Here is a 25,426-nt window from a genome sequence, read left to right on the forward strand (position 1 = left end):
CCCACATTGCGCTGGCAGGCGTTGAGTCGCGTGAGTGAGTGGAACAGGGTATGGTACAGAAGCAGGCTGCAAACATGCGATCGCAGGGCGATGGTTTCGCGGATGATGATCCGTTGGCGGAGCTCGCCCGCATTGTCGGGTTCGATCAGCCCCTGAAGCGCGAGCCTGTGGTGACGCTGCCGCAGGCGCCGGACATGGGTTCGGCCGATTTCAATCTCGAAGACGAATTGATGCGCGAATTCGAGGGCTATGAGGCCGCGCCAGCGCCTGTGTCCTATGCGCCCCCGATCTCGGCGCCTGAGCCAGTCGTGTCGCGGCCGGCGGTGGCTGGCGTCCATGATGCGCCTCGTTACCGCGAGGAGCCGAGTTTCGAGCCGCAGGTTTCTGCCTTCGCGATCTCTGAGCCGGCCTATCGGGCTCCAGCCCCCGCTTATGTGCCGGAGGCGATCGATATTGCCGATTCCGGAGTGTCGTATGCCGACGCCTATGCGTCGACAGACGATGTCGGTGTTGCTGCCCCCGAGGTCGTCAGCCGTCAGGGTTTTGCCGCAGTCCAGCAGTCAGAGCCAGGGCCAGAGTTGACGTTCGACCTCGCCGATGAGCTTGAGTTTGCTGTCGCCGACTCTGATATTCGTCCAGAACTGCAGGTCGAGCCGCTGCGCCCGGTTCATCCGGAACCGCCGCGCCTTCGGCTGCCGCTCGCAAATTTTTCCGCGCAACCGGTGAAGCGGGCCGAACCTGAACTCGGCTTGCCTACATCCCGCAATGTAGCGGAGTTTGATGCACCTGCCATTGAGGCGCGCGCTGAGGAATCCCCGCGCTTTGCAGCGGCCATGCCGCCGGCTGGCGCAGCTCCCGATGCTCCGGTCGAACTCGACTTCGGCAGCGCGACCTTTGACTGGGCTTCCGGCCCGGTGGAGCCTATTCCTGCAGCTGTTCCGCCGGTTGCGGTGACTGCCGAGGCTGTGTTGCCGCAGCCCGACAGCTTTACGATCGAGGCCGAGCGTCGCGCGGCTCCGGTCGCATCTTCGATGAGCCAAGCAGCACCCCGGATCGACCGCGAAGAGCCGGACTTCGGTTTCGACTTCTTGAGCGAATTGGCGGCTGAAGAAGACGGTTATGCCCCTCCGCAGGCGGTGGCACCCACGGCCAGGGCCGCAGCTCCTGCCGCATCTGAAGAGGATTTCGATCCCTTTGCCGATCACGAGTTTGACCTGCAGCTGGATGACATCGAGATCGACCTGTCCGATCTCGACCTTGCCGTTGCAAAGGCCGAACCCGTGTCCATGCCTTTGCCGGCTGCCGCGGCAGCGGTGGCTCCGGTCTTCGCCGCGCCGGTCGCGTCGCCGCGTCAGGTGCCGTCAGCCCCGGCATCATTCGTGCCCTCGATGGCAGCTGCAGATGTCGCTGTCTACAGGCAGCCTGCGGCACCGGTCTCCATGCCGGCCTATTCCGCACCAGTGTCCCGCCCAGCACCGGATGCCCGCGCGTCTGAGCCCGTTGCGCCGGTCGCATCGTATCGACAGGCCGCGCCTGTCGAGGAAACTTTCAGTTTCGATCCTTCGGAGATTTCGGAACAGGACGACCATCTCGAAACCCTGAGCGGCATGGATGTTCCAGAAGTGCCGGTTGCGGAGGTGCGCCCGGCCCAGTCGGTGCAATCGGACTACGACATTGACATCGATGCGGAACTGGCAACGCTGTTTGAAGAGCCCGTCGCTCCGCCGCCGGCAAAGCCGGTCGCGTCCAGCCGCGTCGCTGCCATGCCGGTATCGACCGCTCGTCCCGCCGCAGCACCGCTCGATGATTTCGATGCCTTCGAGAAGGCGCTGGAAGAGGATTTCCGCAGCACCATGACCTCGACCGGCGCTCTGGAGCCAGAGAGCCGTGGACACATCACCATATCGGGTGAAGGCCAGGGCTTCCGCTTCCGTCGCATCAAGCCCTACCTGATCGCCGGCACTGCAGTGATTGTTCTCCTTGCGGGTGCAGGTGGTCTCTATGCCTGGCTCGGTAGCGGTGCAGTCGGCACGCTGACAGGCGGTGAGCCGCAGGTGATTGCTGCAGACAAGTCGCCGGTCAAGATCGTGCCGGAGGATCCGGGCGGTAAGTCGGTCCCGAACCAGGACAAGGCGGTCTACGACCGCGTTGCCGGCAATGGCGTGGAAGACCCCAAGCAGCAGAGCCTGATTTCATCCGAAGAGCAGCCTGTGGACGTCGTTCAGCGCACCCTGATCCCGGAATCGCTTCCCATGGAAGGCGAAGACGAGGCCCTGGCGACGCCTGTTGGCGAAACAGAGGATCCGCGCCTGCTGCCTGACGGCCAACCGCAGCAAGCTGCAGCCGACGATCCGGCCACGATTACGCCGCGCAAGGTGAGAACGATGATCGTTCGTCCGGATGGCACGCTGGTCGCCCAGGAAGTGCCTGCCGAGCCAACACCCGCGCCTGTGGCAACAACCGCTGCAACCGCCTCCCAGGCTGCCGCAGAGCCTCCAGTCCTGGCCCCGCCAAGCGTCCCGACAACAAACACGGGCGATACCGTGCAGACCGTCGAGACCCGCGTCGTGACCCCTGGTGGTCCGACAGAAGCGGCACCCGCACCCGTCTCGACCACGGTTGATGCTCCGGCGGCGGCTGCGGCGACGACCGATACCGCTGCAACAGCCGCTGGCACCGATGCCGCAGCACCGCGTGCGCCGATCCCGACCAGCCGTCCGGCCGACCAGCCCGTCAATGTCGTCGGCACGGTCACCGACCAGGGCAACCTGCGTCCGGCCCAGCCCGCCGCAACGGCACCCGCCGAACCGGTAGCGCAGACGGAAGTTGCTGCCGCGCCGCCTGCCGCCGCGACGCCGGCCCCGGCTGCTGCTGCGCCTGCCGGCAGCTTCGGCATCCAGATTGCGTCGCTTCCCTCGGAAGCGGATGCTCAGAAGAGCTATCGCAACCTGTCCAGCAAGTTCAGCAGTGTCCTTGGCGGCAAGCCCTGGGAAATCCGCCAGGCCGACATTCCCGGCAAGGGCACCTTCTACCGCGTGCGCGTGGTCGCAGGCTCCAAGGATGATGCAGTGGCGCTTTGCGAGCAGTATCGTGCCGCCGGTGGCAGCTGCCTCGTTTCGCGCTAGGCCGCGCGCTGAGATATCGCCTGAGTGTCGGGCGATTGAGAGGCGGGACCCCGTGTTCCGCCTCTTTTCTTGTGTATGAGCGCCACTCGCGCGCCCCGCTCCCTTCGGCTTTTTCCTTGCCCTCGATATGGTCTTCCCATGACAGCACAACCCCGTCCCGCCAAAGCCATGATCCTCGGTTGCCTCGGCCAGCGCTTGAGCGCTGACGAGAAGGCCTTCTATCGCGACGAGCAGCCCTGGGGCTTCATCCTTTTCGGCCGCAATATCGGCGAGGCCGAGCAGGTCAAGGACCTCGTTTCGGAGATGCGCGAGACCGTCGGTGGCGGATCGCATGTGCCCGTGCTGATCGACCAGGAAGGCGGCCGCGTCCAGCGGATCCGCGAGCCGATCGCGCCGCGTTATCCCTCGGGCGCCGATCTCGGTGCGCTCTACAATCAGGATGTGGACAAGGGCCTGCGGGCCGCCTGGTTGATGTCACGCCTGCATGCCTTTGATCTCTATCGCCTGGGCATTAATGTTGACTGCCTGCCCGTGCTCGACGTGCCGATCGAGGGCGCCTCCAATGTCATCGGCAATCGTGCCTATTCGAATGATCCGCATGTGGTCGCGAGGATGGGCCAGGCGGCAGCGGACGGATTGAAGGCCGGTGGCGTGCTGCCCGTGATGAAGCACATGCCGGGCCATGGTCGCGGCATGGCCGACAGCCATCATGAGTTGCCTGTCGTCACCGTGCCGCGTGGCGAGTTGGAGAGGCACGACTTCGTGCCCTTCAAGGCGCTGGCCAACGAGCTGATGGGCATGAGCTGCCATGTCGTGTATACCGACATCGACCCCGATCACCCGGCTTCGACCTCGCGCATCGTCACCGAGGAAATCGTGCGCAAGGCGATCGGCTTTGAGGGCCTGCTGATGTCCGACGATATCTCGATGAATGCGCTCAAGGGCACGATCGGCGAACGCGCGGTCCGTATTGCCGCGGCCCTCGACGTGGTCCTGCATTGTCATGGTCACATGGACGAGATGAAGGCTGTCGCCGCTGCCGTCTCGGAGCTCTCCGGCAGGGCTCGCGAGCGGGCGGATGCCGTCGAAACGGCATTTGTCAGCCCAGACGCTGCCGACGAGCTGTCCTTGCGTGACGAATTTGCAAACCTGATGGCGGTGGCCTGATGGTGCGTGGCCCCGTCCAGCCGACGATCGTCACCCGGGCCTCTCAGGGAGAGACGCTCGCGCCGACGCCGATGGACAGTCTCTGGCAGGACAATGCTGAAGAGCGGGCCGCGAGCGATCCAGCGCTTGTCATCGACGTGGCTGGCTTCGAAGGGCCGCTTGACCTTCTCCTCTTCCTCGCCCGCAACCAGAAGGTCGATCTCGCCCGGATCTCGGTTCTGGCGCTTGCCGAGCAGTATCTGCTCTTCATCGAAAGCGCCCGCCGTATCCGGATCGAACTGGCTGCCGATTATCTGGTGATGGCGGCGTGGCTCGCCTATCTGAAATCGCGCCTTCTGATCCCGCAGCAGCCGAAAGATGATGGCCCTTCCGGTGAGGAGATGGCGCAGACGCTTGCCTTCCGCCTCAAGCGCCTGGAGGCCATGCGCGAGGCCGCGTCCCGGCTGATCAATCGCAATCGTCTCGGTCGTGACGTCCATGCCCGCGGAGCACCGGAGCATGTGCCTTCGCGCGCTGTCAGCGCCTACGAGGCCTCCCTCTATGATCTTCTTACGGCCTATGCGTCACTGCGCCAGCGTCAGTCGATCACCCAGGTGACGATCGAGCGGCGGCGTGTGTGGTCGCTGTCGGACGCCAGGGGTATCCTGACCCGGATGATCGGCGAGATTTCCGACTGGACCGCGCTCGATCACTTCCTGCTGCGTTATCTGCCGAGTCCGGAGGAGCGTGTGACGGCGATTGCCAGCGCCTTTGCCGCCTCGCTCGAACTGGTCCGCGAGGGGCGCCTGGAAATTCGCCAGGAAGGGGCTTTCCAGCCGATCTACATGCGCAGTGGCCCGAAGGCCGAAGCCTTGAGATCGGTGGAGTAACGACCATGGCTGATGTCGACGATCTGGAGCCGGACGGCAGCATCGAGACGGAGGAGGGCGGTCATTCCGCCTCACTTCGTGCGGAACTCGACCGCCGCGAGGCGCGGCGGATCGCCGAAGCGCTGGTCTTCGCATCCGCCCAGCCGGTTTCCACGGCATTCATCGAGGAGCGCCTCCCGCGTGGAGTTTCAGCGCGCGAGATCCTGCACCAGTTGAAAGACGACTATGCCGCTCGCGGCGTCAACCTCGTTCAGGTCGATGATCACTGGGCATTCCGCACGGCAGCCGACCTTTCCTTTGCGATCCGCAGCGATGAGGCCGAGGTGAAGAAACTCTCGCGTGCCGCCCTCGAGGTGCTCGCGATCATTGCCTATCACCAGCCTGTGACGCGCGCCGAGATCGAGGATATCAGGGGTGTGCAGACGTCGAAGGGTACGCTTGACGTGCTGATGGAAGCAGGGTGGGTCCGGTTCCGCGGTCGTCGCCGTTCGCCTGGACGGCCGGTAACGCTCGGCACCACCCGCGATTTCCTCGATCACTTCGGCCTGGAGGAGCTCCGGGATCTTCCAGGTCTCGAAGAATTGAAGGGGGCTGGGCTGCTCTCCGGCCGTATCCCGGCCAATTTCAACATTCCCCTTCCGATGGGCCATGACGAGCTCTCGGAGGAGGAAGATCCGATCACGCAACTGGATCTCGAGGAACTCGGCCTCTTGACTCCGGGCGGTGAAGCAGAGGAATAGGGTCAGCTTTTTCAACGGTGACCGGTGCCGTCCCGGATCGTCTGCGGCATTCCGGTGCGCGGACAGACCGGCTGCGGACCGTGCGGACGATAGAATGAACCCAGCGAAGACCCACCATGGAGATGGTCAGCGGACTGCGGGCGTGACCTTTGCCGCCCGCTTGACCTTCGAGGATATTCGTCACCGCTACCATGGAAAGGACACGATCTGCGGTGTTTCGCTGACGGCCGAACCTGGCGAGGTGCTGTGCCTGCTCGGCCCCTCGGGGTCGGGCAAGACGACACTGCTCAGGATTGCCGCCGGCATTGAGGCGCAGGCCTCGGGCCGTGTTGTCATCAACGACCGCGAAGTCGCGGGACCATCGATGTTCCTGCCGCCGGAGAAGCGTGGCATCGGGCTGATGTTCCAGGATTTTGCCCTGTTCCCGCACATGAGCGTCCTCGACAATGTCCGCTTCGGTCTGACTGCGCTCCCCCGCAAGGACGCGGTCGCAGAGGCGATGGCTGCTCTGGAGCGGGTTGGGCTTGCCCACTATGCAGAGATGTTTCCGCATGCCCTTTCGGGGGGCGAACAGCAGCGCGTGGCACTGGCCCGGGCACTTGCGCCCCGCCCGAGCGTCCTGCTCATGGATGAGCCGTTTTCAGGTCTCGATTCCCGGCTGAAGGACACGGTGCGGGCCGATACGCTCGCAATTTTGCGTGAAAGCCGAGCGACCGCCGTCGTCGTCACCCATGATGCCGAGGAGGCCATGCGTATGGCCGACCGCATTGCGTTGCTGAAGAATGGCCGGCTGGTCCAGGTGGGAACCTCCGATGATCTCTATCGGCGTCCCAGGGACATCTTCGCCGCAGCCTTTTTCTCCGAAATCAACGAGTTTTCGGGCCGAGTCGTGGTTGGGCAGGTCGATACGCCCCTGGGCAAGGCGCCGGCAGGCGCGATTGCCGACGGGACCGAAGTGGATGTGGCGGTGCGCCTTTCGGGTGTTTCTGTCCACAACAGCGGAGGCCCGATCCCGGCGCGCATACTTGCCCGCCGCTTTCTGGGCGTGGTCGAGCTCCTCGAACTGGCCGTTCCGGGGACCGAGCGACCTGTCCGCGCGCGCATTCGTGCCGACATCTTGTCACCAGGTGTGCGTGACGTCACGATTGCGGTTGAGCCCAAAGACATTTTGGTGTTTGAAAAGACACCGGAAAGCCCCTACATCGGGGAAACGCAAATCTAAGGAGTGGCAGGCATGGGTTCGTTTAGCATTTGGCACTGGATCATCGTTCTGGCGATTGTCCTGCTTCTCTTCGGCCGTGGCAAGATCCCGGAACTGATGGGTGACGTTGCCAAGGGCATCAAGAGCTTCAAGAAGGGCATTAGCGAGGACGACGCCGAGAGCCAGGCGGCCTCCAACGCCCAGCCCACGGCGACGAAGACGGTCGACCACAAGGCCGACGAGGTGAAGTGATCGGCTTCAGCCGATCTGGCGGGCAGCTCGACGGGCTGCCCGTAATTCGTTGAACTGTCGGAAGACAGGCGCCCGTTCGCGGCGCCATGGCGTGGCATCAGGAGCCCGTTTGCATGCTGGATATTGGCTGGACCGAGCTGTTGGTGATCGCCGTCATCCTGATCGTCGTGGTGGGCCCCAAGGACCTGCCGCCGATGATCCGGGCCTTCGGCAAGATGACGAAGCGACTTCGCCAGACTGCGGGCGAATTCCGCGCGCAGTTCGACGAGGCGCTGCGCGAAGCCGAGCTTGACGATCTCAAGAACTCCGTCAACGATCTTCGCTCGCTCAATCCGGCAAATACGATCCGGGAAACCCTGAACCCGCTTCGCCAGATGGGCCAGGAGATCAAGTCTGATCTGGAGCGTTCGACGCGGCCGGACAGCAAGTCCGCCTCAACCGACGAGGATTTTGAGCAGAATTCGATCCTTCCGGATCTGCCGTTCGGTCTGGACGAGCCGCCGCAGGAGCTGAAGCCGGTGGCACAGACGCCGGCGCAGCCAGCACCGGCTCCACAGGCAGTGCCGGCTCCCGCGCCCGCTGTAGCGGTGCCTGCATCGGCCTCCGCTGTACCTGAAGCCACGACGTCTGCACCTGCGACCTCGTCTCCCGCCGCGCCGGCGCCAGCCAAGGCCAGGAAGACTGCGACCCAAAAGCCTTCTGCCAAGACAGAAGCCCCGGCCAAGAACCCGATAAAGCCAGCAAAGGCTGCGCCTGTCGCGAAGACGGTCGCTGCGCCAACGGCGGCACCGAAAACGGCTGCAGCTACAGCGAAGGCAAAACCTTCGAAGCCTGCCGCTGCCAAGGCGCCTTCGGCGCAGACACCCTCGACCGCCACAAAGGCGCCGGCCAAGCCGCGCAAGACCAAGAGTGAGGACCGCGCATGAGCGGCGAGATCGACGACAAGCCCCAACCGCTGATCGAGCACCTGATTGAGCTCCGCTCGCGCCTCATCTGGGCGCTCGGCGCCTTCTTCGTCGCTTTCATCGTCTGCTTCTATTTCGCCAAGCAGCTCTTCAACCTGCTGGTCATCCCCTACAAATGGGCGGTGTCCTGGGCCGGTCTGGATGTGACCAAGACCGAGTTGATCTACACGGCGCCCCAGGAATTCTTCTTCACCCAGGTCAAGGTCGCGGCCTTCTGCGCCATGGTCATCGCCTTTCCGGTGATCGCTTCGCAGGTCTACAAGTTCGTGGCCCCCGGTCTCTACAAGAACGAGCGCGCCGCCTTTCTGCCGTTCCTGGTCGCTTCGCCGATCCTCTTCCTGCTCGGCGCTTCGCTCGTGTATTTCATCTTCACGCCCATGGTGATGTGGTTCTTCCTGGCCATGCAGCAGGCGCCGGAAGAGGGCGGTGTCGCGATCTCGCTTTTGCCGCGCGTCTCAGAATATCTGAGCCTGATCATGACGCTGATCTTTTCCTTCGGGCTCGTCTTCCAGCTTCCGGTCGTCACCAGCCTCCTGGTGCGGGTCGGCATTCTGGAAAGCCAGTGGCTGGCCGACAAGCGCAAGTATTTCATCGTCGTCGCCTTCGTGATCGCCGCCATCGTCACGCCGCCCGATCCTCTCTCCCAGATCGGTCTTGCACTGCCGACGATCCTTCTCTACGAGGTGGCGATCTATGCGGCGCGACTCATCGAGAAGAAGCGCGCTGCCACGGACCTCGCCGAGGTCGGCTCGGCAGAGCAGACCTGAGGCGATCCGGGCGGGCCGCCGCAGCCAACCCATCAAGACATGGGGCCGGACATGGCCGCCGGCCACTCCGCTCCCGGTCTAAGCACAAGACCTGGAACGACGATGCTCGATATCAAATGGATCCGTGACAACCCCGAGGCCCTGGATGCGGCGCTTGCCAAGCGCGGTGCCGAACCTCTGTCTGCCGCCCTGATCGCACTCGACCAGAAGCGCCGGTCCGTCGCCCAGTCGATGCAGGACATGCAGTCGCGCCGCAACAGCGCGTCGAAGGAAATCGGCGCCGCCATGGCTGCCAAGAACATGGAGCTTGCCGAGAAGCTGAAGGCGGAAGTCGCTTCGCTCAAGGACACGCTTCCGGCAGCGGAAGAAGAAGAGCGCCAGCTCACCGCTGAGCTGACCGATGCCCTGTCGCGCATCCCGAACATTCCCCATGACGACGTGCCCGTCGGCAAGGACGAGCACGACAACGTCGTCGCCCGCGTCGTAGGTGAAAAGCCGACCTGGAACCACAAGCCGCTCGAGCACTACGAGATTGGCGAGAACCTCGGCTATATGGATTTCGAGCGCGCCGCGAAACTCTCGGGCGCCCGCTTCACGGTCCTGACGAGCCAGCTCGCTCGGCTTGAGCGCGCCCTCGGCCAGTTTATGCTCGATCTGCATACCAGCGAGCACGGCTACACCGAAGTGTCCTCGCCGCTGATGGTGCGCGACGACGCCATGTATGGCACCGGCCAGCTGCCGAAATTCGCGGAAGACCTGTTCAAGACGACCGACGGTCGCTGGCTGATCCCGACGGCGGAGGTCACGCTTACCAACCTCGTCGCGGGCGAAATCCTCGACCAGGAAAAGCTGCCGCTGCGCTTTACAGCACTGACCCCGTCCTTCCGTTCGGAGGCCGGCTCTGCCGGTCGCGACACGCGCGGCATGCTGCGCCAGCATCAGTTCTGGAAGTGTGAGCTCGTCTCGATCACCGATGCCGAAAGCTCGGTTGCCGAGCACGAGCGCATGACGGCCTGCGCCGAAGAAGTGCTGAAGCGCCTCGGCCTGCATTTCCGTACCATGACGCTCTGCACCGGCGACATGGGCTTTGGCGCGCGCAAGACCTACGACCTTGAGGTCTGGCTGCCGGGTCAGAACACCTATCGCGAAATCTCGTCCTGCTCGGTCTGCGGCGATTTCCAGGGCCGTCGCATGAATGCCCGCTACCGCAACAAGGACGGCAAGGGCACGACCTTCGTGCATACGCTGAACGGCTCGGGCACGGCTGTCGGCCGCTGCCTGATCGCGGTCATGGAAAACTACCTGAACGAGGACGGTTCGATCACCGTGCCGGACGTGCTTCTGCCCTACATGGGCGGCATCAAGAGAATCGAGAAGGCGGCCTGATCACGCCGCGACCGGAGTGACCATGCGCATCCTGCTGACGAATGACGACGGTATTCACGCTCCGGGGCTCGGCGCCCTGGAGCGAATTGCCCGCACCCTATCGGACGACGTCTGGATCGTCGCACCGGAGACCGACCAGAGCGGTCTCGCGCATTCGCTGACCTTGTCGGAGCCCCTGCGCTTGCGGGAACTGGACGAGAAGAAGTTCGCACTGCGCGGGACCCCGACCGATTGCGTGATCATGGCGATCCGCAAGGTGCTCGACCGCAAGCCGGATCTGGTGCTGTCCGGCGTTAATGCCGGCGCCAATATGGCCGATGACGTGACCTATTCCGGAACCGTGGCCGGTGCGATTGAAGGAACCGTCCACGGCGTGCGTTCCTTCGCGCTAAGCCAGGCCTACAGCTACGAAGCCGGTGCGCCGATTCCGTGGCATGTGGCGGAAACGCTGGCGCCCGACCTGCTCAGGAAACTGAGCAAGATCGACCTGCCACCGGGCAGCTTCCTCAATCTCAACTTTCCGAATTGCGAACCGGCTGAGGTGCAGGGCGTGGAAGTGACGTCGCAGGGCAAGCTCGAATTCGGCCTCTCCGTGGAGGAGCGTCAGGACGGTCGCGGACTGCCGTATTATTGGCTGCGGTTCGGCGACCGCAAGGGTAACTTCCGCGCCGGAACCGACATCCATGCGCTGCGTGAGAAGAAGATCTCGGTCACGCCGCTGAAGCTCGACATGACCGATTACGCCGTCCAGGATCGTGTTGCCGAGGCGCTTCTCGAGGGAGGAGACGCTTGAGATCGGCCCTCGTCGAGCGCGAGGGTTTCGCGGCGCTCGTGCTGCGCCTGCGGGCCGAGGGCATTACCAATCTCGACCTCCTGACCGCTGTCGAGCAGACGCCGCGTTCGGCCTTCGTGCCACCGGAATATGCCCGCAGCGCCTATTCCAGCCGCTCGATCCCGATCGAGTGCGGCCAGTTCATGGAGGGCGCGGACCTCGCTGTACGCCTGCTCTCGCTTCTGCAGGTGAAGCCGGGCCATCGCGTGCTTGAGATCGGCACCGGCAGCGGCTTCGTCGCCGCCGTTCTCGGACGGCTCGCCGAGCGGGTCATCTCGATCGAGCGTTACAAGACACTGATCACCGGCGCCCAGCGCAGACTGGAGCAACTGTCGATCCGCAACGTCATCCTCAGACAGGTCGATGGCTCGAACGGCTTGCCGGGCGAAGGGACCTTCGATCGCATCTTCTCGACGGCTGCCTACCCGTCGATGCCGCGCTTCTATGCCGAGCAGCTTGTCTCCGGTGGCATGTTGCTGGTGCCGTTGATGGTCGAGGAGGAGCGCTGCGTGATGGTGCGCCTGACGAAGACAGGCAGCCGCTTCGAACGGGAGGATATGTTCGAGGTGCCGTTTCTGCCGCTGCAGCCAAAAATCGCCCAGCATCTCTGACGAGGTGCCAGCTTTCTCGCTGACTCACCTGCCTTTCAGCCGAGCGAAGCCGGTCGGCCACTGCACGATTTATATGCGTATCGTCGAATTCGTTCATAACGAATCCACGGGGTTAACCGCCCGGTAATACTAACGCGCTTTAATGAACCCACATCAAGTTGTGTCATATGTGGGTCGAGTCATGCGTAAAAGTGTATCGCCGAAAGCTGGATTGCCTGTCGCCCGTTTGTGCGGTGTGCTCCTCCTGGCAGGTACTGCAGCCGGCTGCAGTTCGGATGCCTCGCGCTTCAGTTCGATCTTCTCCACCGACAATCTGACCACGGCGTCGATCCCGCGCCAGTCGGCGCTGCGCAACCAGCCGCCGATTCCGGCCGAGAACATTGGTGGCGGTGCGATCTATGGGCAGCAGCAGCCGATGCCGGCCAGCCCCTCCTATCAGCCGCCGGTATCCGCCCGCGCCGCCAGCACTCCGGCGCCGGTTCAGCGCGCCGAACTGGCTGCTCCATCTGGTATCGCGTCGCCGTCGAACAACAATTCCGAACGGGCCGCCGCCTTGGCGCAGCCCTTCCCGGCAGCGCCGCAGCAGGGCGGTGAGGTTGCCGCAGCCAATTCCGGCCAGGTACTTGCCGAGCCGCGCACAACGGGGACCACGCCGAAGCAGGGCGGCTGGTCGACTGCCGGTGCCGCCCGCGTGACGTTGCGCCCCGGCGAAACCATTGCGACGCTCGCCGATCGCTATGGCGTGCCGCAAAAGGAAATCCTGAAGGCCAACGGCCTGACGCAGGTCTCCGATGCGGCGCCTGGCCAGCTGGTGATCATTCCGACCTTCGGTGGTCCGAACCCGGCCCGTGCAGCCGCCGACGCATCCGGTCTGCCGACCGATGGTCGCAAGCCGGTGCTTCCGGGCGACCAGCAGCAGAACGTCGCTGTCCTGCCGACTGCGCCGAATTCCCGGGAGAAGCAGCAGGTTGCAGCCTCTGCTGCAACGGGCAAGACGACGAACGGTGCTGGCACGGGAGCGGGCTCCTACGTGGTCAAGCCGGGTGACTCGCTGGCACGCATCGCCAAAACCAACGGTGTGTCTGTCGACGACCTCAAGGCGGCGAACAGCCTGACCACCGGCAACATCCGCATCGGTCAGGCCCTGGTCATTCCTGCAAAGTCTTCTGCCGCCCCATCTGCGGCCACCGCTCAGGCTGCTCCGGCTGCCGATCCGGTCAAGACAGCTTCCGTTCCGGCAGCTGGTCAGCCCGCCGAATACAAGGCGCCCGCCGCCACGAAGTCCGTGACGGACGTCGCTGCGGTCAAGCCCGAGACCGCAGCGCCGGAAATGACTGGCATCGACAAGTATCGCTGGCCGGTTCGTGGCGCGGTCATCGCCAATTTCGGCGCCAATATCGACGGCAAGCGCAGTGACGGGATTGCCATTTCGGTCCCGCCGGGCACGCCGATCAAGGCGGCGGAGAACGGTGTCGTCATCTATGCAGGCAATGGCCTGAAGGAGCTCGGCAATACGGTGCTCGTCCGCCACGACGACGGCAAGGTCACCGTTTATGGCCATGCCGACAGCCTTTCGGTCCAGCGTGGCCAGAAGGTGCAGCGCGGCCAGACCATCGCGACGTCAGGCATGACCGGAAACGTCAAGCGTCCGATGTTGCACTTCGAAGTCCGCAAGGATGCAGCCCCGGTCAACCCCATCACTTACCTGGAATAGGTGTATTGCGTACCAGGTCAGTGAAAAGGCCCGGAGCTCGCGCTCCGGGCCTTTTTTGCATGCAGCCGGGTCGGACCTTTGCCTCAGCGACGATCCGTGGAAATCCGGAGCCGTCCCGCGAGATCCTGAATATACTGCCAGGCGACGCGACCGGATCGTCCGCCACGGGTTGTTGCCCATTCCAGTGCCTCGTGATGCAGTTGCTCGCGCGGCAGCGGCAAGGCGAAATGCGCGGCATAACCGTCGATCATGGTCAGGTAGTCGTCCTGGCTGCATTTGTGGAAGCCGAGCCACAAGCCGAAGCGGTCGGACAGCGAAACCTTTTCCTCGACCGCCTCGGAGGGATTGATCGCTGTCGATTGCTCGTTCTCCATCATGTGGCGGGGAAGGAGATGGCGCCGGTTCGAAGTGGCATAGAAAAGCACGTTGTCGGGGCGCCCCTCGACGCCTCCGTCAAGCGCGGCCTTGAGCGATTTATAGGCCGTGTCGTCATGGTCGAAGGAGAGGTCGTCGCAGAATAGGACAATCCGGTGTGGCGCGTCCTTGAGGATATCGAGGAGCGCGGGCAGGGTGGCGATGTCCTCACGGTGGACCTCGATCAGCTTCAGCGAGACTCCGCTACTCTTGATTATGTCGGCATGCACCGCCTTGACCAGCGAAGACTTCCCCATGCCGCGTGCGCCCCAGAGGAGCACGTTATTGGCCGGAAAGCCCTCGGCAAAACGGAGCGTGTTCTCGTGCAGGATGTCCCTGACATGGTCGACACCGCGGATGAGGCCGAGCTCGACGCGGTTCGGTCGCTTCACCGGCTGCAGATGGAGCCGGGCAGGGGCCCAGACGAAACAGTCGGCAGCCTGCCAGTCGTTGTCGGCGGGTGGCGGACCTGCCAGCCTTTCCAATGCGTCGGCAAGACGCTTCACCTCAGCCAGAAGTGCTGCCACGCTCTGATCGGCCATTGTCATCCTTCTCCCGTGCTTGCGGCCCTTCGAGCCTCTGGTTGGGCGGTATCACGCAGATTTGCGGGCATAAAGGGTGCGAGGCTGGAAAATGGTACGCCGCGCTGCTGTTTCTGTTGCATTCACGGGCTCTCTCACTATATTCCGGCGACCTGACGAGGGGGCCGCGCGGCTCTCCGAATTCGCTTCAATAGGGAGTCTTTCATGTTTATCACGCAGGCCTTTGCCCAGGACGCGGCTGCCGCTCCGAGCGCCATGGGTTCCGGACTGGAGATGCTTCTGCTCTTCGCACCGCTGATGGTGGTCTGGTACTTCTTCCTCATCCGCCCGCAGCGCCAGCAGATGAAGAAGCGTGAGGAAACCCTGTCCGCGATCCGTCGCGGCGACCAGGTCGTCATGGGTGGTGGTATTGTCGCCAAGGTGACCAAGGTCATCGACGACAAGGAGCTCGAGGTCGAGATCGCCGACGGCGTCAAGGTTCGCGCCATGCGCCAGTATGTGGCGGAAGTCCGCGTCAAGGGCGAACCGGTCAAGACCGAGACCGCCGCCTGATCCCCGCTTGGCCGGCCTCGCGCCGGCCATTGCCTTTTCCGACGCCTTAATTCGAGAGTTCCATGCTTTACATTTCTCGCTGGAAGACATTGCTCATCTGGTTGGTCGTGGCGATCAGCGTTCTGGTTGCCCTGCCCAATGCCTTCACAGACGAGGAACTGGAAGCCTTTCCGTCCTGGTTCCCGACCCACAAGGTGACGTTGGGCCTCGACCTTCAGGGCGGCTCCCACATCATGCTGAAGCTGGAGCGCCAGGACATCGTCAAGGAGCGCCTGGAGACGATCGTTGGCGACGTGCGCACGCAATTGCGCGACGCCGGCATCCGCTACACGGGGCTGTCGGGTGTCGGTCAGCAGATTCAGGTTCGCATCACCGATGCCGACAAGATCCCGGCCGCGATCGAGGCCCTGCGCACGCTGACCGATCCGGTCAGCGTTGGCGGCCTCACGGGCGGTACGGTGACGGAAGTCGCAGTGGAACAGGCCGAGGATGGCCTGCTGCGTCTGACACTTACGGATTCGGGCATTGACTACCGGGTCTCGTCGGCCCTGACACAGTCCATGGAAGTGGTCCGTCGTCGTGTCGACGAACTCGGCACGACAGAACCCTTGATCCAGCGCCAGGGCGACGATCGCATCATCGTGCAGGTTCCGGGCCTGACCGATCCACAGCGTCTGAAGGCGCTTCTCAACCAGACCGCCAAACTGTCCTTCCACATGGTGGACACGACAATGCCGGTAACGGAGGCGATCAACACGCGTCCGCCGGCGCAGTCGGAAATTCTCTATTCGAACGACGATCCTGCGGTGCCCTACCTGATCGAGCGGCGCGCCCTGATCTCGGGTGAAAACCTTGTCGATGCGCAGGCTTCCTTCGATCAGCGTTCCAATGAACCTGTCGTCAGCTTCCGCTTCGACAGCCGTGGCGCACAGCGATTTGCCCAGGCGACCCAGGAAAACGTTGGCCGTCCCTTTGCCATCGTGCTTGACCAGCAGGTGATCTCGGCGCCGGTCATCCGGGAGCCGATCATCGGTGGCTCGGGGCAGATTTCGGGCAATTTCTCCGTCGAAGGCGCAAACGATCTCGCCGTTCTGTTGCGGGCCGGCGCCCTTCCGGCAACCTTGACCGTGGTCGAGGAGCGCACCGTCGGTCCCGGCCTTGGCCAGGACTCGATCAATGCCGGCGTTACCGCCAGCATCATCGGTGGCATCGCGGTCGTGATATTCATGATTGCCTTCTATGGTACCTTCGGCGTGATGGCGAACATTGCGCTGGCGGCCAATATTGCGATGATCCTGGCGGCGCTGTCGCTGATCGGCTCCACGCTGACTTTGCCCGGCATTGCCGGCATTGTGTTGACCATCGGCATGGCGGTCGACTCGAACGTTCTGATTTACGAGCGTATCCGCGAGGAGGCGCGCAATGGCAGGCCGCTGATCCAGGCAATTGACATCGGCTTCAAGAAGGCTTTTGCGACGATTGTCGACGCCAACCTGACGACCCTGATCGCGGCAGTCGTTCTGTTCTTCCTCGGCTCGGGACCCGTGCGTGGTTTTGCCGTGACGCTGTCGATCGGTATCGTGACGACAGTTTTCACGGCCTTCACGCTGACCTTCTGGCTGATGGCCTTCTGGTACCGCTGGAAGCGCCCGAAGCACCTGCCAAAGAGTGTCCGCACCGGTTTCTTCGACAACCGCAACATCCGCTTCATGGCGGCGCGCAAGTTCAACTTTGTGGCAGCAGCCCTGATTTCCATCGCCTCGCTGATCGGTTTCGCGACCGTCGGTATGAATCTTGGCATCGACTTCAAGGGTGGTTCGATCATCGAGGTCCAGGCCCGCGACGGCAGCGCGGATCTGTCGGATATCCGTGAACGGCTGAGCCAGCTCAATCTCGGTGAAGTTCAGGCCCAGGGCTTCGGTGATGCATCGAGCGCTCTCATTCGTCTTCAGGCGCAGGACGGTGGCGAGAACGCCGAGCAGTCGGCACTGAGCAAGGTGCGCGGGGAGCTGGAGGCCGAATACGACTTCCGCCGCGTCGAGGTGGTCGGTCCCTCGGTGTCCAGCGATCTGACCTATTCGGCGACCATTGGCGTCGCGGCTGCTCTGTTCGGCATCCTGATCTACATCTGGTTCCGCTTTGAATGGCAGTTCGCGCTGGGAGCGATCATCGCGACACTTCATGACGTGATCTTCACACTCGGCCTCTTCGTGCTGACGGGGATCGAGTTCAACCTCACCAGTATCGCGGCCATTCTGACCATCATCGGTTACTCGCTGAACGACACCGTCGTCGTCTATGACCGAATGCGCGAAAACTTGAGGCGCTACAAGAAGATGCCGCTTGAGGTGCTGATCGACGAATCGATCAACCAGACGCTCTCGCGTACGGTTCTGACTGCCGGCAGTACGATCCTGGCGCTGGGTGCGCTCTATCTTTTCGGGGGTGAAGTCATCGCATCCTTCACCTTTGCGATGCTGGCGGGCGTTCTGATCGGGACCTTCTCATCGATCTATATCGCCGGCCCCGTGCTGATCGCCTTCAAGTTGCGCCCGGAGAATTTCCAGCGCGATGAGTCAGAAGGTGAGAAGGCGACGGCCAAGGCCGGGGCCTGAGCCGATGGTATTCGGCTTCGGAGACAAGGGCATCACAATCCGTGATGCCCATTTCCCGGGTCGGCCCGGCATCGACAGCTACGGCAATGGCGGCTTCCGCTTTGCCGACATGTCGCATCGCGGCTCGCTGCTTTTGCTTCCCTCCGGCGTCTATGGCTGGGAGCAGACGGAAGAGGAGCCGATAACGCAAGCCTCGCTCGCCCGCGTCTTCGCCGAAACCGGCATCGAATTCCTGCTCCTTGGGACCGGACGCCAGCTGCGCCTTGTCGATCCGGATCTGAGGGCGGCCCTCAAGGCAAGGGGCATCGCCACAGATCCGATGGGAACCGGGGCGGCGATCCGCACGTATAACATCATGCTGGCCGAGCAGCGCCCGGTCGCCGCCGCTTTGATTGCGGTGTGAACCAGTCACTGGAAGGTGCATTGTGAGTGAGACCCTGTCGGCCAATGAGGCGCTTTGCCTGCAGGCCTTGCGCGAAATGGACCGGGATCGCTACCTTGCGAGCCTGCTGAGCCCGACCGATCGACGGTCGGCCATCACCGCTCTCTATGCTTACAATGCCGAATTGGCCCGTGTTCGCGACGTCGCGCGAGAACCCCTGCCGGGCGAGATCCGGCTGCAATATTGGCGCGACCTGCTTGAAGGTGCAGCGCATGGCGAGACGGCGGCAAACCCGGTGGCTTCCGAAGTGCTGCGAGCCATCCAGGCCTGGCGCCTTCCCGTTTCGCCGCTCGTGGCCATGACGGAGGCGCGCATTTTCGACCTCTATGATGATCCCATGGAAACTACCGCGATGTTCGAGGGGTATGCCGGCGAAACGGCGGCCGCCTTGGTCCAGCTCGTTTGCCTGGTTCTCGACGCCGAGGCAGCGGAAGACGTCGCCGAGATTGTCGGACATGCAGGTGTGGCGTTATCGGTGGCGGGTGCCATCCTGTTGCTGCCGGCGCACCGCGCACGCGGACAGCTGTATCTTCCGACAGAGATCCTGGCCGCAGCAGGGCTTGATCGAGAGAGTTTTCTGGGCAACGGCGATGATGCGCGGCGATCCGCCGCCATCGAAGCCTTTGCCGGATTTGGGCTCGATCATCTGCGCAAGGCGCGTGCGGCGGGTCGTCTGCCGAAATCTCTTGTCGCAGCCTTCCTGCCTGTCACCCTGGCGGAGCCCGTGCTCAAGCGGGCCCAAAAGACAGGAGACGGCTGTCTATCGGCGGATCTTCGCCCATCGCAATGGCGCCGCCAGTTGGCGATGATGCGACTCCTGCTCACGGGCCGGCTCTGAGCGCACTGGCTTGTCCCGGCGGACGCCACGCTCACGCAAGGCTCGCCTGCTAGCAGCCTTTGCGCTAGAGTGTGTGTAAAGGAGGCGAGAGCAGAACATGGTGACTTGGGGTATCGTCTTGGCGCTCGTTGGCGCATTGGCCTATTTCGCGTCGCGGATGGCACGGCAGGAGGAGGAAGACGGCTTCCAGGACGCCGGCTTGGCCATTCTCGAATTCGGCAGAGCCTTTCCCCAGGAAGCAATCCGCAGTTTGCACGCCACGGCAGACGGCAAGGCCGTCTTCGTTCGTCTGCATGACAACAAGGCAGGCTTCATGCGCAGCATGCGCAACCACTTCGCCTGCCATTTGATCGAACCCGGCACGGTCCGCGTCCGTGACCTGCCTGGTGGGAAGGGCTTTGCCATCGAATTTCTCGATGCGCCCTTCCACAATGGCGAATTCACCTTTTCGAACCCGACGACTGCCGCCGAGGTGTCGCTCTGGCTGCTCGGCAACTATGTTGGCCACGCCGACCGGCAGCCGGATACGCTGTCCAGCACCACCGGTTGACGCCCAGTTCAGGCGGCGCCAAGCCAGGTCTTGCAGTGTTCGAGCGCACGCGCCGCAATCAGCTGACGCTTCATGATCGTCTTGTCCTTGCCACGGAAGCGCTTGATGCCCTCAGGCTTGACGATCGAGCCCGGCTCCAGCTCGGGGAAGAGCCCGAAATTGATGTTCATCGGCTGGAAGGAGCGCTTGCCCGGCTCCTCGTCGGAGACGATGTGGCCGCCGGTGATGTGGTTGAGCAGTGCGCCGAGTGCCGTGGTCGCCGGGGGCACGCTGATCGTCTCGCCCTTGCGCTGGGCAGCCGCAAAGCGGCCGGCAAGCAGGCCGATCGAGGCGCTTTCCACATAACCTTCGCAGCCGGTGATCTGGCCGGCAAAGCGCAGGCCGGGACGGGCCTTCAGCTGCAGGCTCTGGTCGAGCAGGGTCGGTGAGTGGATATATGTGTTGCGGTGCAGGCCGCCGAGGCGGGCAAATTCCGCGTTTTCCAGCCCCGGGATCATCCGGAAGATCTCGGCCTGGGCGCCATATTTCAGCTTCGTCTGGAAGCCGACCATGTTGTAGAGCGTGCCGAGCGCATTGTCCTGGCGCAGCTGCACGACGGCGTAAGCCTTGACGGTCGGGTTATGGGCGTTGGTCAGGCCCATCGGCTTCATCGGCCCGTGGCGCAGCGTCTCGCGACCGCGCTCGGCCATGACCTCGATCGGCAGGCAGCCATCGAAATAGGGCGTGCCTTCCCATTCCTTGAAGCCCACCGCATCGCCCTCGATCAGGGCATTGACGAAGGCATTGTACTGGGCCTCGTCAAGCGGGCAGTTGATATAGTCCTTGCCCGTGCCGCCGGGGCCGACCTTGTCGTAGCGCGACTGATACCAGCAGATGTCCATGTTGATCGAGTCGGTATGCACGATCGGCGCAATCGCGTCGAAGAAGGCCAGTGCATCCTTGCCCGTCCGCTCGCGGATGGCCTCGGCCAATGCCGGCGAGGTGAGGGGACCCGTTGCGATGATGGCGAGATCCCAGTCCTCAGGCGGCAGGCCCGTCACTTCCTCGCGCACGACAGTAATCAGCGGATGCTGGTGGATGGCGGCGGTGACCGCATCGGAGAAGCCATCGCGGTCGACGGCGAGCGCGCCACCGGCAGGCACCTGGTGCTTGTCGGCGCAGGCCATGATCAGCGAACCGGCAAGCCGCATCTCGGCATGGATGACGCCGACGGCATTCGATGTCGCATCGTCAGAGCGGAAGGAGTTGGAGCAGACCAGTTCGGCAAGGCCGTCGGTCTTGTGCGCATCCGTGCCGCGCACGCCGCGCATTTCGTGCAGGATAACCGGGACGCCGGCCTCTGCGACCTGCCAGGCGGCTTCGGAGCCTGCAAGGCCGCCGCCGATGATGTGAATGGGGGAGAAGGAGCTGTTTGTCATGGGCGGCTCCATATCACGCCTCGCGGCGCGAGGTCCATCGGGTGCCGGGCTTCCGACGAGGGCTGTCGATCACATTCGAGAGGCCGGAATCAAAAACGGCACCATGCGGTGCCGTTCGACAGGCTGCTTCTTGCAAGATCCAATTAACGGAACGAGCGCGAAGCGATGTTGCGGATTTCGTAGCGGGTGATGCCGATATCGCTCAGGGTCTGGCTGGAAAGGTTGCCCAGTTCAGCCATCGTGCGGCGGTAGCTCATCCAGTTCTTGGCAATGCGGATCGGGTTCATGGTCGTTTCCTCGGTGTATCTCTTGGCTGATCTTGCGGCTTCTTCCGCATCAGCGATTGACGTTCTTATACGCCCGTAAAACAAGATTGTGCAGTGCAAATAATATGCGACTGCTATGCGTTTGTGCATGGGGTTGCCGTGATAAGCAGCAAGCCTAGTGGACTGGTCAAAAACGCGCCATGGGTTAATGCCTGTTGACGAAAGCAAAAAAGCCCGCATTTGCGGGCTTTTCGATAGTGTCCGGAGGCGATGATCGCAGATCAGACCGGCTTGATGAGAATGTGCTTCTTTTTTCCCAGCGAAAGCTTGATCACGCCATCGGCGGTGAGCTCTGCAGTGCCGACAGACATGCGCTCATCGGAGACGCCAGCATCGTTGATCTTGACGGCTCCACCCTGGACATGACGACGAGCTTCGCCGTTCGAGGCTGCGAGACCGGCCTTGACGATCAGTCCGAGCAGGCCAATGCCGGCTTCCAATTCGCTCGCCGCGACTTCGACCGTAGGCAGGGTATCGGCGAGCGCCCCTTCCTCGAAGGTCTTGCGCGCCGTTTCGGCAGCCTGTTCAGCGGCGTCGCGACCATGCAGCAGCGTCGTGACTTCCGTGGCGAGGATCTTCTTGGCTTCGTTGATCTCCGATCCACCAAGTGCTGCCAGACGCGCGATCTCGTCCATCGGCAGGATGGTGAAGAGCTTGAGGAACCGCACCACATCGGCGTCTTCGGTATTGCGCCAGTACTGCCAGAAGTCATAGACCGGCAGCAGATCGGCATTGAGCCATACGGCGCCAGATGCGGACTTGCCCATCTTGGCACCGGAAGAGGTCGTGAGCAGCGGTGCCGTCAGCGCATAAAGCTGCGGCGTGCCCATGCGGTGGCCGAGGTCGATGCCGTTGATGATGTTGCCCCACTGGTCGGAGCCGCCCATCTGCAACCGGCAGCCATAGCGCTGGTTCAACTCGACGAAGTCGTAGGCCTGCAGGATCATGTAGTTGAATTCGAGGAAGGACAGCGACTGCTCGCGGTCAAGCCGCGTCTTGACGCTGTCGAAGGAGAGCATGCGGTTGACCGAGAAATGCCGACCGACATCGCGCAGGAACTCGAGATAGTTCAGCGGGCGCAGCCATTCGGCATTGTTGATCATCAGGGCGCCGCCCTTCGGACCCTTGTTGTAGTCGAGATAATGCGAGAAGCAGCGCTTGATCGAGGCGATATTCTCCTCGATCGTCTCGATGGTCATCAGCTTGCGCGCTTCCTCTTTGAAGGAGGGGTCACCGACCATGCCGGTACCGCCGCCCATCAGCGAGATCGGCTGGTGGCCGGTCTGCTGGAACCAGCGCAGCATCATGATCTGCATCAGATGACCGACATGCAGGCTGGATGCCGTTGGGTCATAGCCGATATAGGCCGTCACGCTTTCCTTGGCGAGCAGGTCGTCGAGCCCCGTTTCATCGGACATCTGATGAATGAAGCCGCGCTCGGAGAGGATGCGGAGGAAATCGGACTTGAACTTCGTCATGACGCTGTTGCTTTCGGTTTCTCTGGTCTTTCGGTGGCACACTTTAAAATCCGCGCGGGCTTTAGCATTGTTTTTTGAATTGTGCACCCGTCTCGGTCATGAATGTCCGGCAACACAGGCGTTCGAATCGGGTGGCATATGGCGGAAATGAAGACGGCGATCGGCCTGATGAGCGGCACGTCGATGGATGGCATCGATGTTGCGCTGGTTCGCACCGATGGCGAGGCGGTGGTCGAGCGCGGCCCCTTCCTCTCCGTCCCCTACGAGCCGGCCTTCCGCGATAGGCTGAAGCAGGCGCTGGAAGATGCCAAGGCTATCAGGCACCGCGACGAACGTCCTGATGACCTCTCACGTATGGAGAGGGCACTGACTCTACGTCATGCAGAAGCGGTCGCACTTTTCTTGCAGCAAGAGAAGCTCAAGCGTGAGGATGTCGACCTTATCGGCTTCCACGGCCAGACGGTGCTGCATCGACCGGATGAGGCGCTCACCGTGCAGCTGGGCGACGGGCCGCTGCTGGCAGCCGAAACCGGCATCGACGTTGTCTACGACATGCGCGCCAATGACATGCTGCATGGCGGGCAGGGCGCCCCGCTGGTCCCGGTCTATCACCAGGCACTCGCCCATCAGATTCCAGCTGCGGACTGGCCCGTCTGCTTCGTCAATATCGGCGGCATCTCGAACCTGACCTTCCTCGACCGCGACGGCACGATCATCGGCTTCGACAGCGGACCCGGCAACACGCTGATCGATCAATGGGTCGAGGCCCATGCCGGCATTCCCTATGACGACGGCGGCCGCATCGCCTCTGAAGGTGGTGTCATCATGGGACTTGCCGAGCGCTATCTGGACAATCCATTTTTTACCGCAAGCAAGCGCCGGTCGCTGGACCGCAACGATTTTCGTCCGCCTGAAGGCCACGAGGCCGAGCTCTCGGATGGCGCGCGCACGTTGGCCTATGTCTCCTCAGCCGCTATCCTGAAGTCGGCCGGCCATCTGCCCAGTTCTCCGAAGACCTATGTGATCTGCGGCGGGGGGCGCCTGAACCGCTCGATCATGGGCGATCTCGTGACCCTTGCAGGGGAAAAGGGGGCAACGGTGCTCACTGCCGAGCAGGCCGGCTTCAACGGCGACGCCATGGAGGCAGAGGCCTGGGCTTATCTTGCGGTGCGCTCGGCGAGGGGGCTTCCGCTGACCTTTCCCGGAACGACAGGTGTTCGCGAGCCGGTCAGCGGCGGTGTGCTGGAGCCGTCGGCGTTGTTGCGGACGGAGCGCCTGATGCTGACGCGGTGGCAGGATGGTGACGAAGAGCAACTCGCCCATTTGCATGGCGCGCCGGAGACCAGCATACATGTCGGGCATGGCCAACCTTGGGAACCGGACTATGCACGACAACGGCTGGCCGGTTGGCGAGCGGGTTTTCAGCGCTACGGTATCTCGACCTTGAAGCTGATGACCGCTGATGGCTCGGATTTTGTCGGGCGTGCGGGAATTGGTTGGTACGAAGACGCCCAAGTCCATCAACTTGCCTATTCGATCGTCCAGTCCGAATGGGGTAAGGGTTACGCGAGCGAGATCGCCAGCGCTCTGGTGGGGTGGTTCTTCGAGGCTGAGATCGGGGAAAGGCTGGAGGCCATGGCGCATGTCGACAACGCGGCCTCGTTACATATCCTCAAAAAGACAGGCTTCCGGGAAATTGGCATACGCTCCGTCCGAGGGGAGCCCTGCCGCTTCTTTGAGATGCTCCGGTCCGATTATGCGGATCTCGCAAAGGCCAGCCCGTCCCGCAATCCCACTTCATAGGCATGGCGGATGCCGGCAGCGTCGCCGACGGAGAACTTGCCGACCGGGAGGTCTTCGCTCGGGCCCACCACCACGCGATTAGGGGCGGAGGGCGGCTTTCGGCCAAAACGGGTGGTCAGAAGCAATGTCCGCCAGCCCTTCGCTTCGACTTCCGTGAGCTTCATCAGTGGCGGATTGTCGACGAGGCCGCCGTCGAGATAGGCACGTCCTCTGACACGCCCGACCGGCATGAAGGGCGGGACGGAGGAGGTCGCCATCAACGCATCCACGAGTTCGCCGGGATAGTCGCAATTATGCGTCGAGATCCAGGTAGGGCGCAATCTCATCCGCAGACCAGCCTTTGAATGGGTGCCGTCGGTCAGAAGCTTCTCGATCTGATAGGCGCCGATCGAGCCCAGTGCCCCGAGCGCACCGGGCATCCAGTCCGGCAGGCCGGAGAGCTGGATCAACATCGGCGGCCCCGCCTTGAGCGTGGCGAGTTCCTGCTCGCCGAACGCGTCTGCGAGCAGTTGCCTGAAGAGCTTACCCGCCACGAGCGGCGATTCCCGCCGCCGGAGCGCTCGCCAGTCAACACCGCGATGGCCCTGTTCGGCAAAGGCGAAGGCGGAAGCCCTGACACGGTCGCCGACACCGGCAAGATGCATCGCGCCGTGATAGGCGCTGGCCGAAACGGCGACATAGAAGCGCGGATTGAGCGTCTGATGTTCGCTGTAGGCTTTCAGGAAGCCGCTTTGCCAGTAGCATCGGTTGCCACCGCCTGCGAGGCCGACGGCGTCAAATGTGATGGGTGAGGTCATTGAAAATCACGAGTTGAAAACA

At 63.0% G+C, this 25,426-nt stretch carries 23 protein-coding genes and 1 pseudogene; 19 read left to right on the forward strand and 5 right to left on the reverse strand.

All coding sequences use genetic code 11. The features are described from left to right. Nucleotides 1–50: 50 nt before the first annotated feature. From J2045_RS10090 to J2045_RS10145, 12 genes are all read left to right on the forward strand, one after another. Nucleotides 51–3,125, forward strand: a complete 3,075-nt coding sequence (locus tag J2045_RS10090) for an SPOR domain-containing protein (RefSeq protein ID WP_307372275.1) — start codon at nucleotides 51–53, stop codon at nucleotides 3,123–3,125. 138 nt (nucleotides 3,126–3,263) lie between these two features. Continuing rightward, nucleotides 3,264–4,292 (forward strand): beta-N-acetylhexosaminidase, encoded by a 1,029-nt coding sequence (nagZ, locus tag J2045_RS10095; RefSeq protein ID WP_307372278.1) that lies wholly within the window; start codon nucleotides 3,264–3,266, stop codon nucleotides 4,290–4,292. Continuing rightward, nucleotides 4,292–5,161, forward strand: coding sequence for a segregation and condensation protein A (locus J2045_RS10100; RefSeq protein WP_370873068.1), 870 nt, complete (start codon nucleotides 4,292–4,294; stop codon nucleotides 5,159–5,161). The genes nagZ and J2045_RS10100 overlap by 1 nt, the downstream gene beginning before the upstream one ends. 5 nt (nucleotides 5,162–5,166) lie before the next feature. Beyond that, on the forward strand, nucleotides 5,167–5,901 hold the full coding sequence (gene scpB, locus J2045_RS10105; RefSeq protein WP_307372280.1) for an SMC-Scp complex subunit ScpB: 735 nt from the start codon (nucleotides 5,167–5,169) through the stop codon (nucleotides 5,899–5,901). Between the two features lie 94 nt (nucleotides 5,902–5,995). After that, nucleotides 5,996–7,123 (forward strand): ABC transporter ATP-binding protein, encoded by a 1,128-nt coding sequence (locus J2045_RS10110; protein ID WP_307372282.1) that lies wholly within the window; start codon nucleotides 5,996–5,998, stop codon nucleotides 7,121–7,123. Nucleotides 7,124–7,135: 12 nt separating this feature from the next. Beyond that, nucleotides 7,136–7,354 (forward strand): twin-arginine translocase TatA/TatE family subunit, encoded by a 219-nt coding sequence (locus J2045_RS10115; RefSeq protein ID WP_307372285.1) that lies wholly within the window; start codon nucleotides 7,136–7,138, stop codon nucleotides 7,352–7,354. Nucleotides 7,355–7,467: 113 nt separating this feature from the next. Further along, nucleotides 7,468–8,280 (forward strand): Sec-independent protein translocase protein TatB, encoded by an 813-nt coding sequence (tatB, locus tag J2045_RS10120; protein WP_307372288.1) that lies wholly within the window; start codon nucleotides 7,468–7,470, stop codon nucleotides 8,278–8,280. After that, nucleotides 8,277–9,086, forward strand: coding sequence for a twin-arginine translocase subunit TatC (gene tatC, locus J2045_RS10125; protein WP_307372291.1), 810 nt, complete (start codon nucleotides 8,277–8,279; stop codon nucleotides 9,084–9,086). Before tatB ends, tatC begins: the two co-directional genes overlap by 4 nt. A 102-nt stretch (nucleotides 9,087–9,188) precedes the next feature. After that, entirely contained in the window at nucleotides 9,189–10,472 is a 1,284-nt protein-coding gene (gene serS, locus J2045_RS10130; RefSeq protein WP_307372293.1) for a serine--tRNA ligase, read from the forward strand. A 22-nt stretch (nucleotides 10,473–10,494) separates the two neighbouring features. Continuing rightward, the gene (surE, locus tag J2045_RS10135; RefSeq protein WP_307372295.1) at nucleotides 10,495–11,265 is read left to right on the forward strand and encodes a 5'/3'-nucleotidase SurE; all 771 of its coding nucleotides are present in this window, start codon (nucleotides 10,495–10,497) and stop codon (nucleotides 11,263–11,265) included. Next, entirely contained in the window at nucleotides 11,262–11,915 is a 654-nt protein-coding gene (locus J2045_RS10140) for a protein-L-isoaspartate(D-aspartate) O-methyltransferase (protein WP_166599478.1), read from the forward strand. The genes surE and J2045_RS10140 overlap by 4 nt, the downstream gene beginning before the upstream one ends. A 181-nt stretch (nucleotides 11,916–12,096) precedes the next feature. Then, the gene (locus tag J2045_RS10145) at nucleotides 12,097–13,629 is read left to right on the forward strand and encodes a peptidoglycan DD-metalloendopeptidase family protein (RefSeq protein ID WP_307372299.1); all 1,533 of its coding nucleotides are present in this window, start codon (nucleotides 12,097–12,099) and stop codon (nucleotides 13,627–13,629) included. An 83-nt stretch (nucleotides 13,630–13,712) separates the two neighbouring features. Here the strand turns inward: J2045_RS10145 and J2045_RS10150 are convergent, their stop codons facing one another. Next, nucleotides 13,713–14,585 (reverse strand): ATP-binding protein, encoded by an 873-nt coding sequence (locus J2045_RS10150; protein WP_307372302.1) that lies wholly within the window; start codon nucleotides 14,583–14,585, stop codon nucleotides 13,713–13,715. Nucleotides 14,586–14,789: 204 nt separating this feature from the next. Between J2045_RS10150 and yajC the strand changes: the two genes are divergently transcribed. From yajC to J2045_RS10175, 5 genes are all read left to right on the forward strand, one after another. Beyond that, the gene (yajC, locus tag J2045_RS10155; RefSeq protein WP_166599475.1) at nucleotides 14,790–15,137 is read left to right on the forward strand and encodes a preprotein translocase subunit YajC; all 348 of its coding nucleotides are present in this window, start codon (nucleotides 14,790–14,792) and stop codon (nucleotides 15,135–15,137) included. A 62-nt stretch (nucleotides 15,138–15,199) separates the two neighbouring features. Beyond that, nucleotides 15,200–17,752, forward strand: coding sequence for a protein translocase subunit SecDF (gene secDF / locus J2045_RS10160; RefSeq protein WP_307372305.1), 2,553 nt, complete (start codon nucleotides 15,200–15,202; stop codon nucleotides 17,750–17,752). A 4-nt stretch (nucleotides 17,753–17,756) separates the two neighbouring features. After that, on the forward strand, nucleotides 17,757–18,155 hold the full coding sequence (locus J2045_RS10165) for an Mth938-like domain-containing protein (RefSeq protein ID WP_307372309.1): 399 nt from the start codon (nucleotides 17,757–17,759) through the stop codon (nucleotides 18,153–18,155). A 22-nt stretch (nucleotides 18,156–18,177) separates the two neighbouring features. After that, nucleotides 18,178–19,032: a phytoene/squalene synthase family protein gene (locus J2045_RS10170; RefSeq protein ID WP_370873070.1), complete on the forward strand. Its 855-nt coding sequence runs from the start codon at nucleotides 18,178–18,180 to the stop codon at nucleotides 19,030–19,032. Nucleotides 19,033–19,129: 97 nt separating this feature from the next. Beyond that, a complete protein-coding gene (locus J2045_RS10175) occupies nucleotides 19,130–19,582 on the forward strand; it encodes a hypothetical protein (protein WP_307372312.1) in 453 nt (150 codons plus the stop codon). A gap of 8 nt (nucleotides 19,583–19,590) precedes the next feature. Here the strand turns inward: J2045_RS10175 and trmFO are convergent, their stop codons facing one another. The 3 genes from trmFO to tyrS all read right to left on the reverse strand — a co-directional run bounded on the left by trmFO (nucleotide 19,591) and on the right by tyrS (nucleotide 22,804). Then, entirely contained in the window at nucleotides 19,591–21,000 is a 1,410-nt protein-coding gene (gene trmFO / locus J2045_RS10180; protein WP_307372314.1) for a methylenetetrahydrofolate--tRNA-(uracil(54)-C(5))-methyltransferase (FADH(2)-oxidizing) TrmFO, read from the reverse strand. A 143-nt stretch (nucleotides 21,001–21,143) separates the two neighbouring features. Beyond that, a complete protein-coding gene (locus J2045_RS23175; protein ID WP_166599470.1) occupies nucleotides 21,144–21,287 on the reverse strand; it encodes a DUF1127 domain-containing protein in 144 nt (47 codons plus the stop codon). A 260-nt stretch (nucleotides 21,288–21,547) separates the two neighbouring features. Beyond that, nucleotides 21,548–22,804, reverse strand: coding sequence for a tyrosine--tRNA ligase (tyrS, locus tag J2045_RS10190; protein WP_307372317.1), 1,257 nt, complete (start codon nucleotides 22,802–22,804; stop codon nucleotides 21,548–21,550). Nucleotides 22,805–22,942: 138 nt separating this feature from the next. On the opposite strand from tyrS, the pseudogene J2045_RS10195 reads away from it, so the two are divergent. Together J2045_RS10195 and J2045_RS10200 are read left to right on the forward strand one after the other, a co-directional pair. Next, a pseudogene (locus J2045_RS10195) lies at nucleotides 22,943–24,049 on the forward strand (anhydro-N-acetylmuramic acid kinase); the annotation flags it as partial. A gap of 33 nt (nucleotides 24,050–24,082) precedes the next feature. Continuing rightward, the gene (locus J2045_RS10200; protein WP_307372766.1) at nucleotides 24,083–24,607 is read left to right on the forward strand and encodes a GNAT family N-acetyltransferase; all 525 of its coding nucleotides are present in this window, start codon (nucleotides 24,083–24,085) and stop codon (nucleotides 24,605–24,607) included. Here the strand turns inward: J2045_RS10200 and J2045_RS10205 are convergent. After that, a complete protein-coding gene (locus tag J2045_RS10205; RefSeq protein ID WP_307372320.1) occupies nucleotides 24,559–25,404 on the reverse strand; it encodes a patatin-like phospholipase family protein in 846 nt (281 codons plus the stop codon). The genes J2045_RS10200 and J2045_RS10205 overlap by 49 nt on opposite strands. Nucleotides 25,405–25,426 lie beyond the last annotated feature (22 nt).

The organism is Peteryoungia aggregata LMG 23059 (genome assembly GCF_030814435.1).
In the GTDB taxonomy this organism is placed as follows: Bacteria; Pseudomonadota; Alphaproteobacteria; order Rhizobiales; family Rhizobiaceae; genus Allorhizobium; species Allorhizobium aggregatum.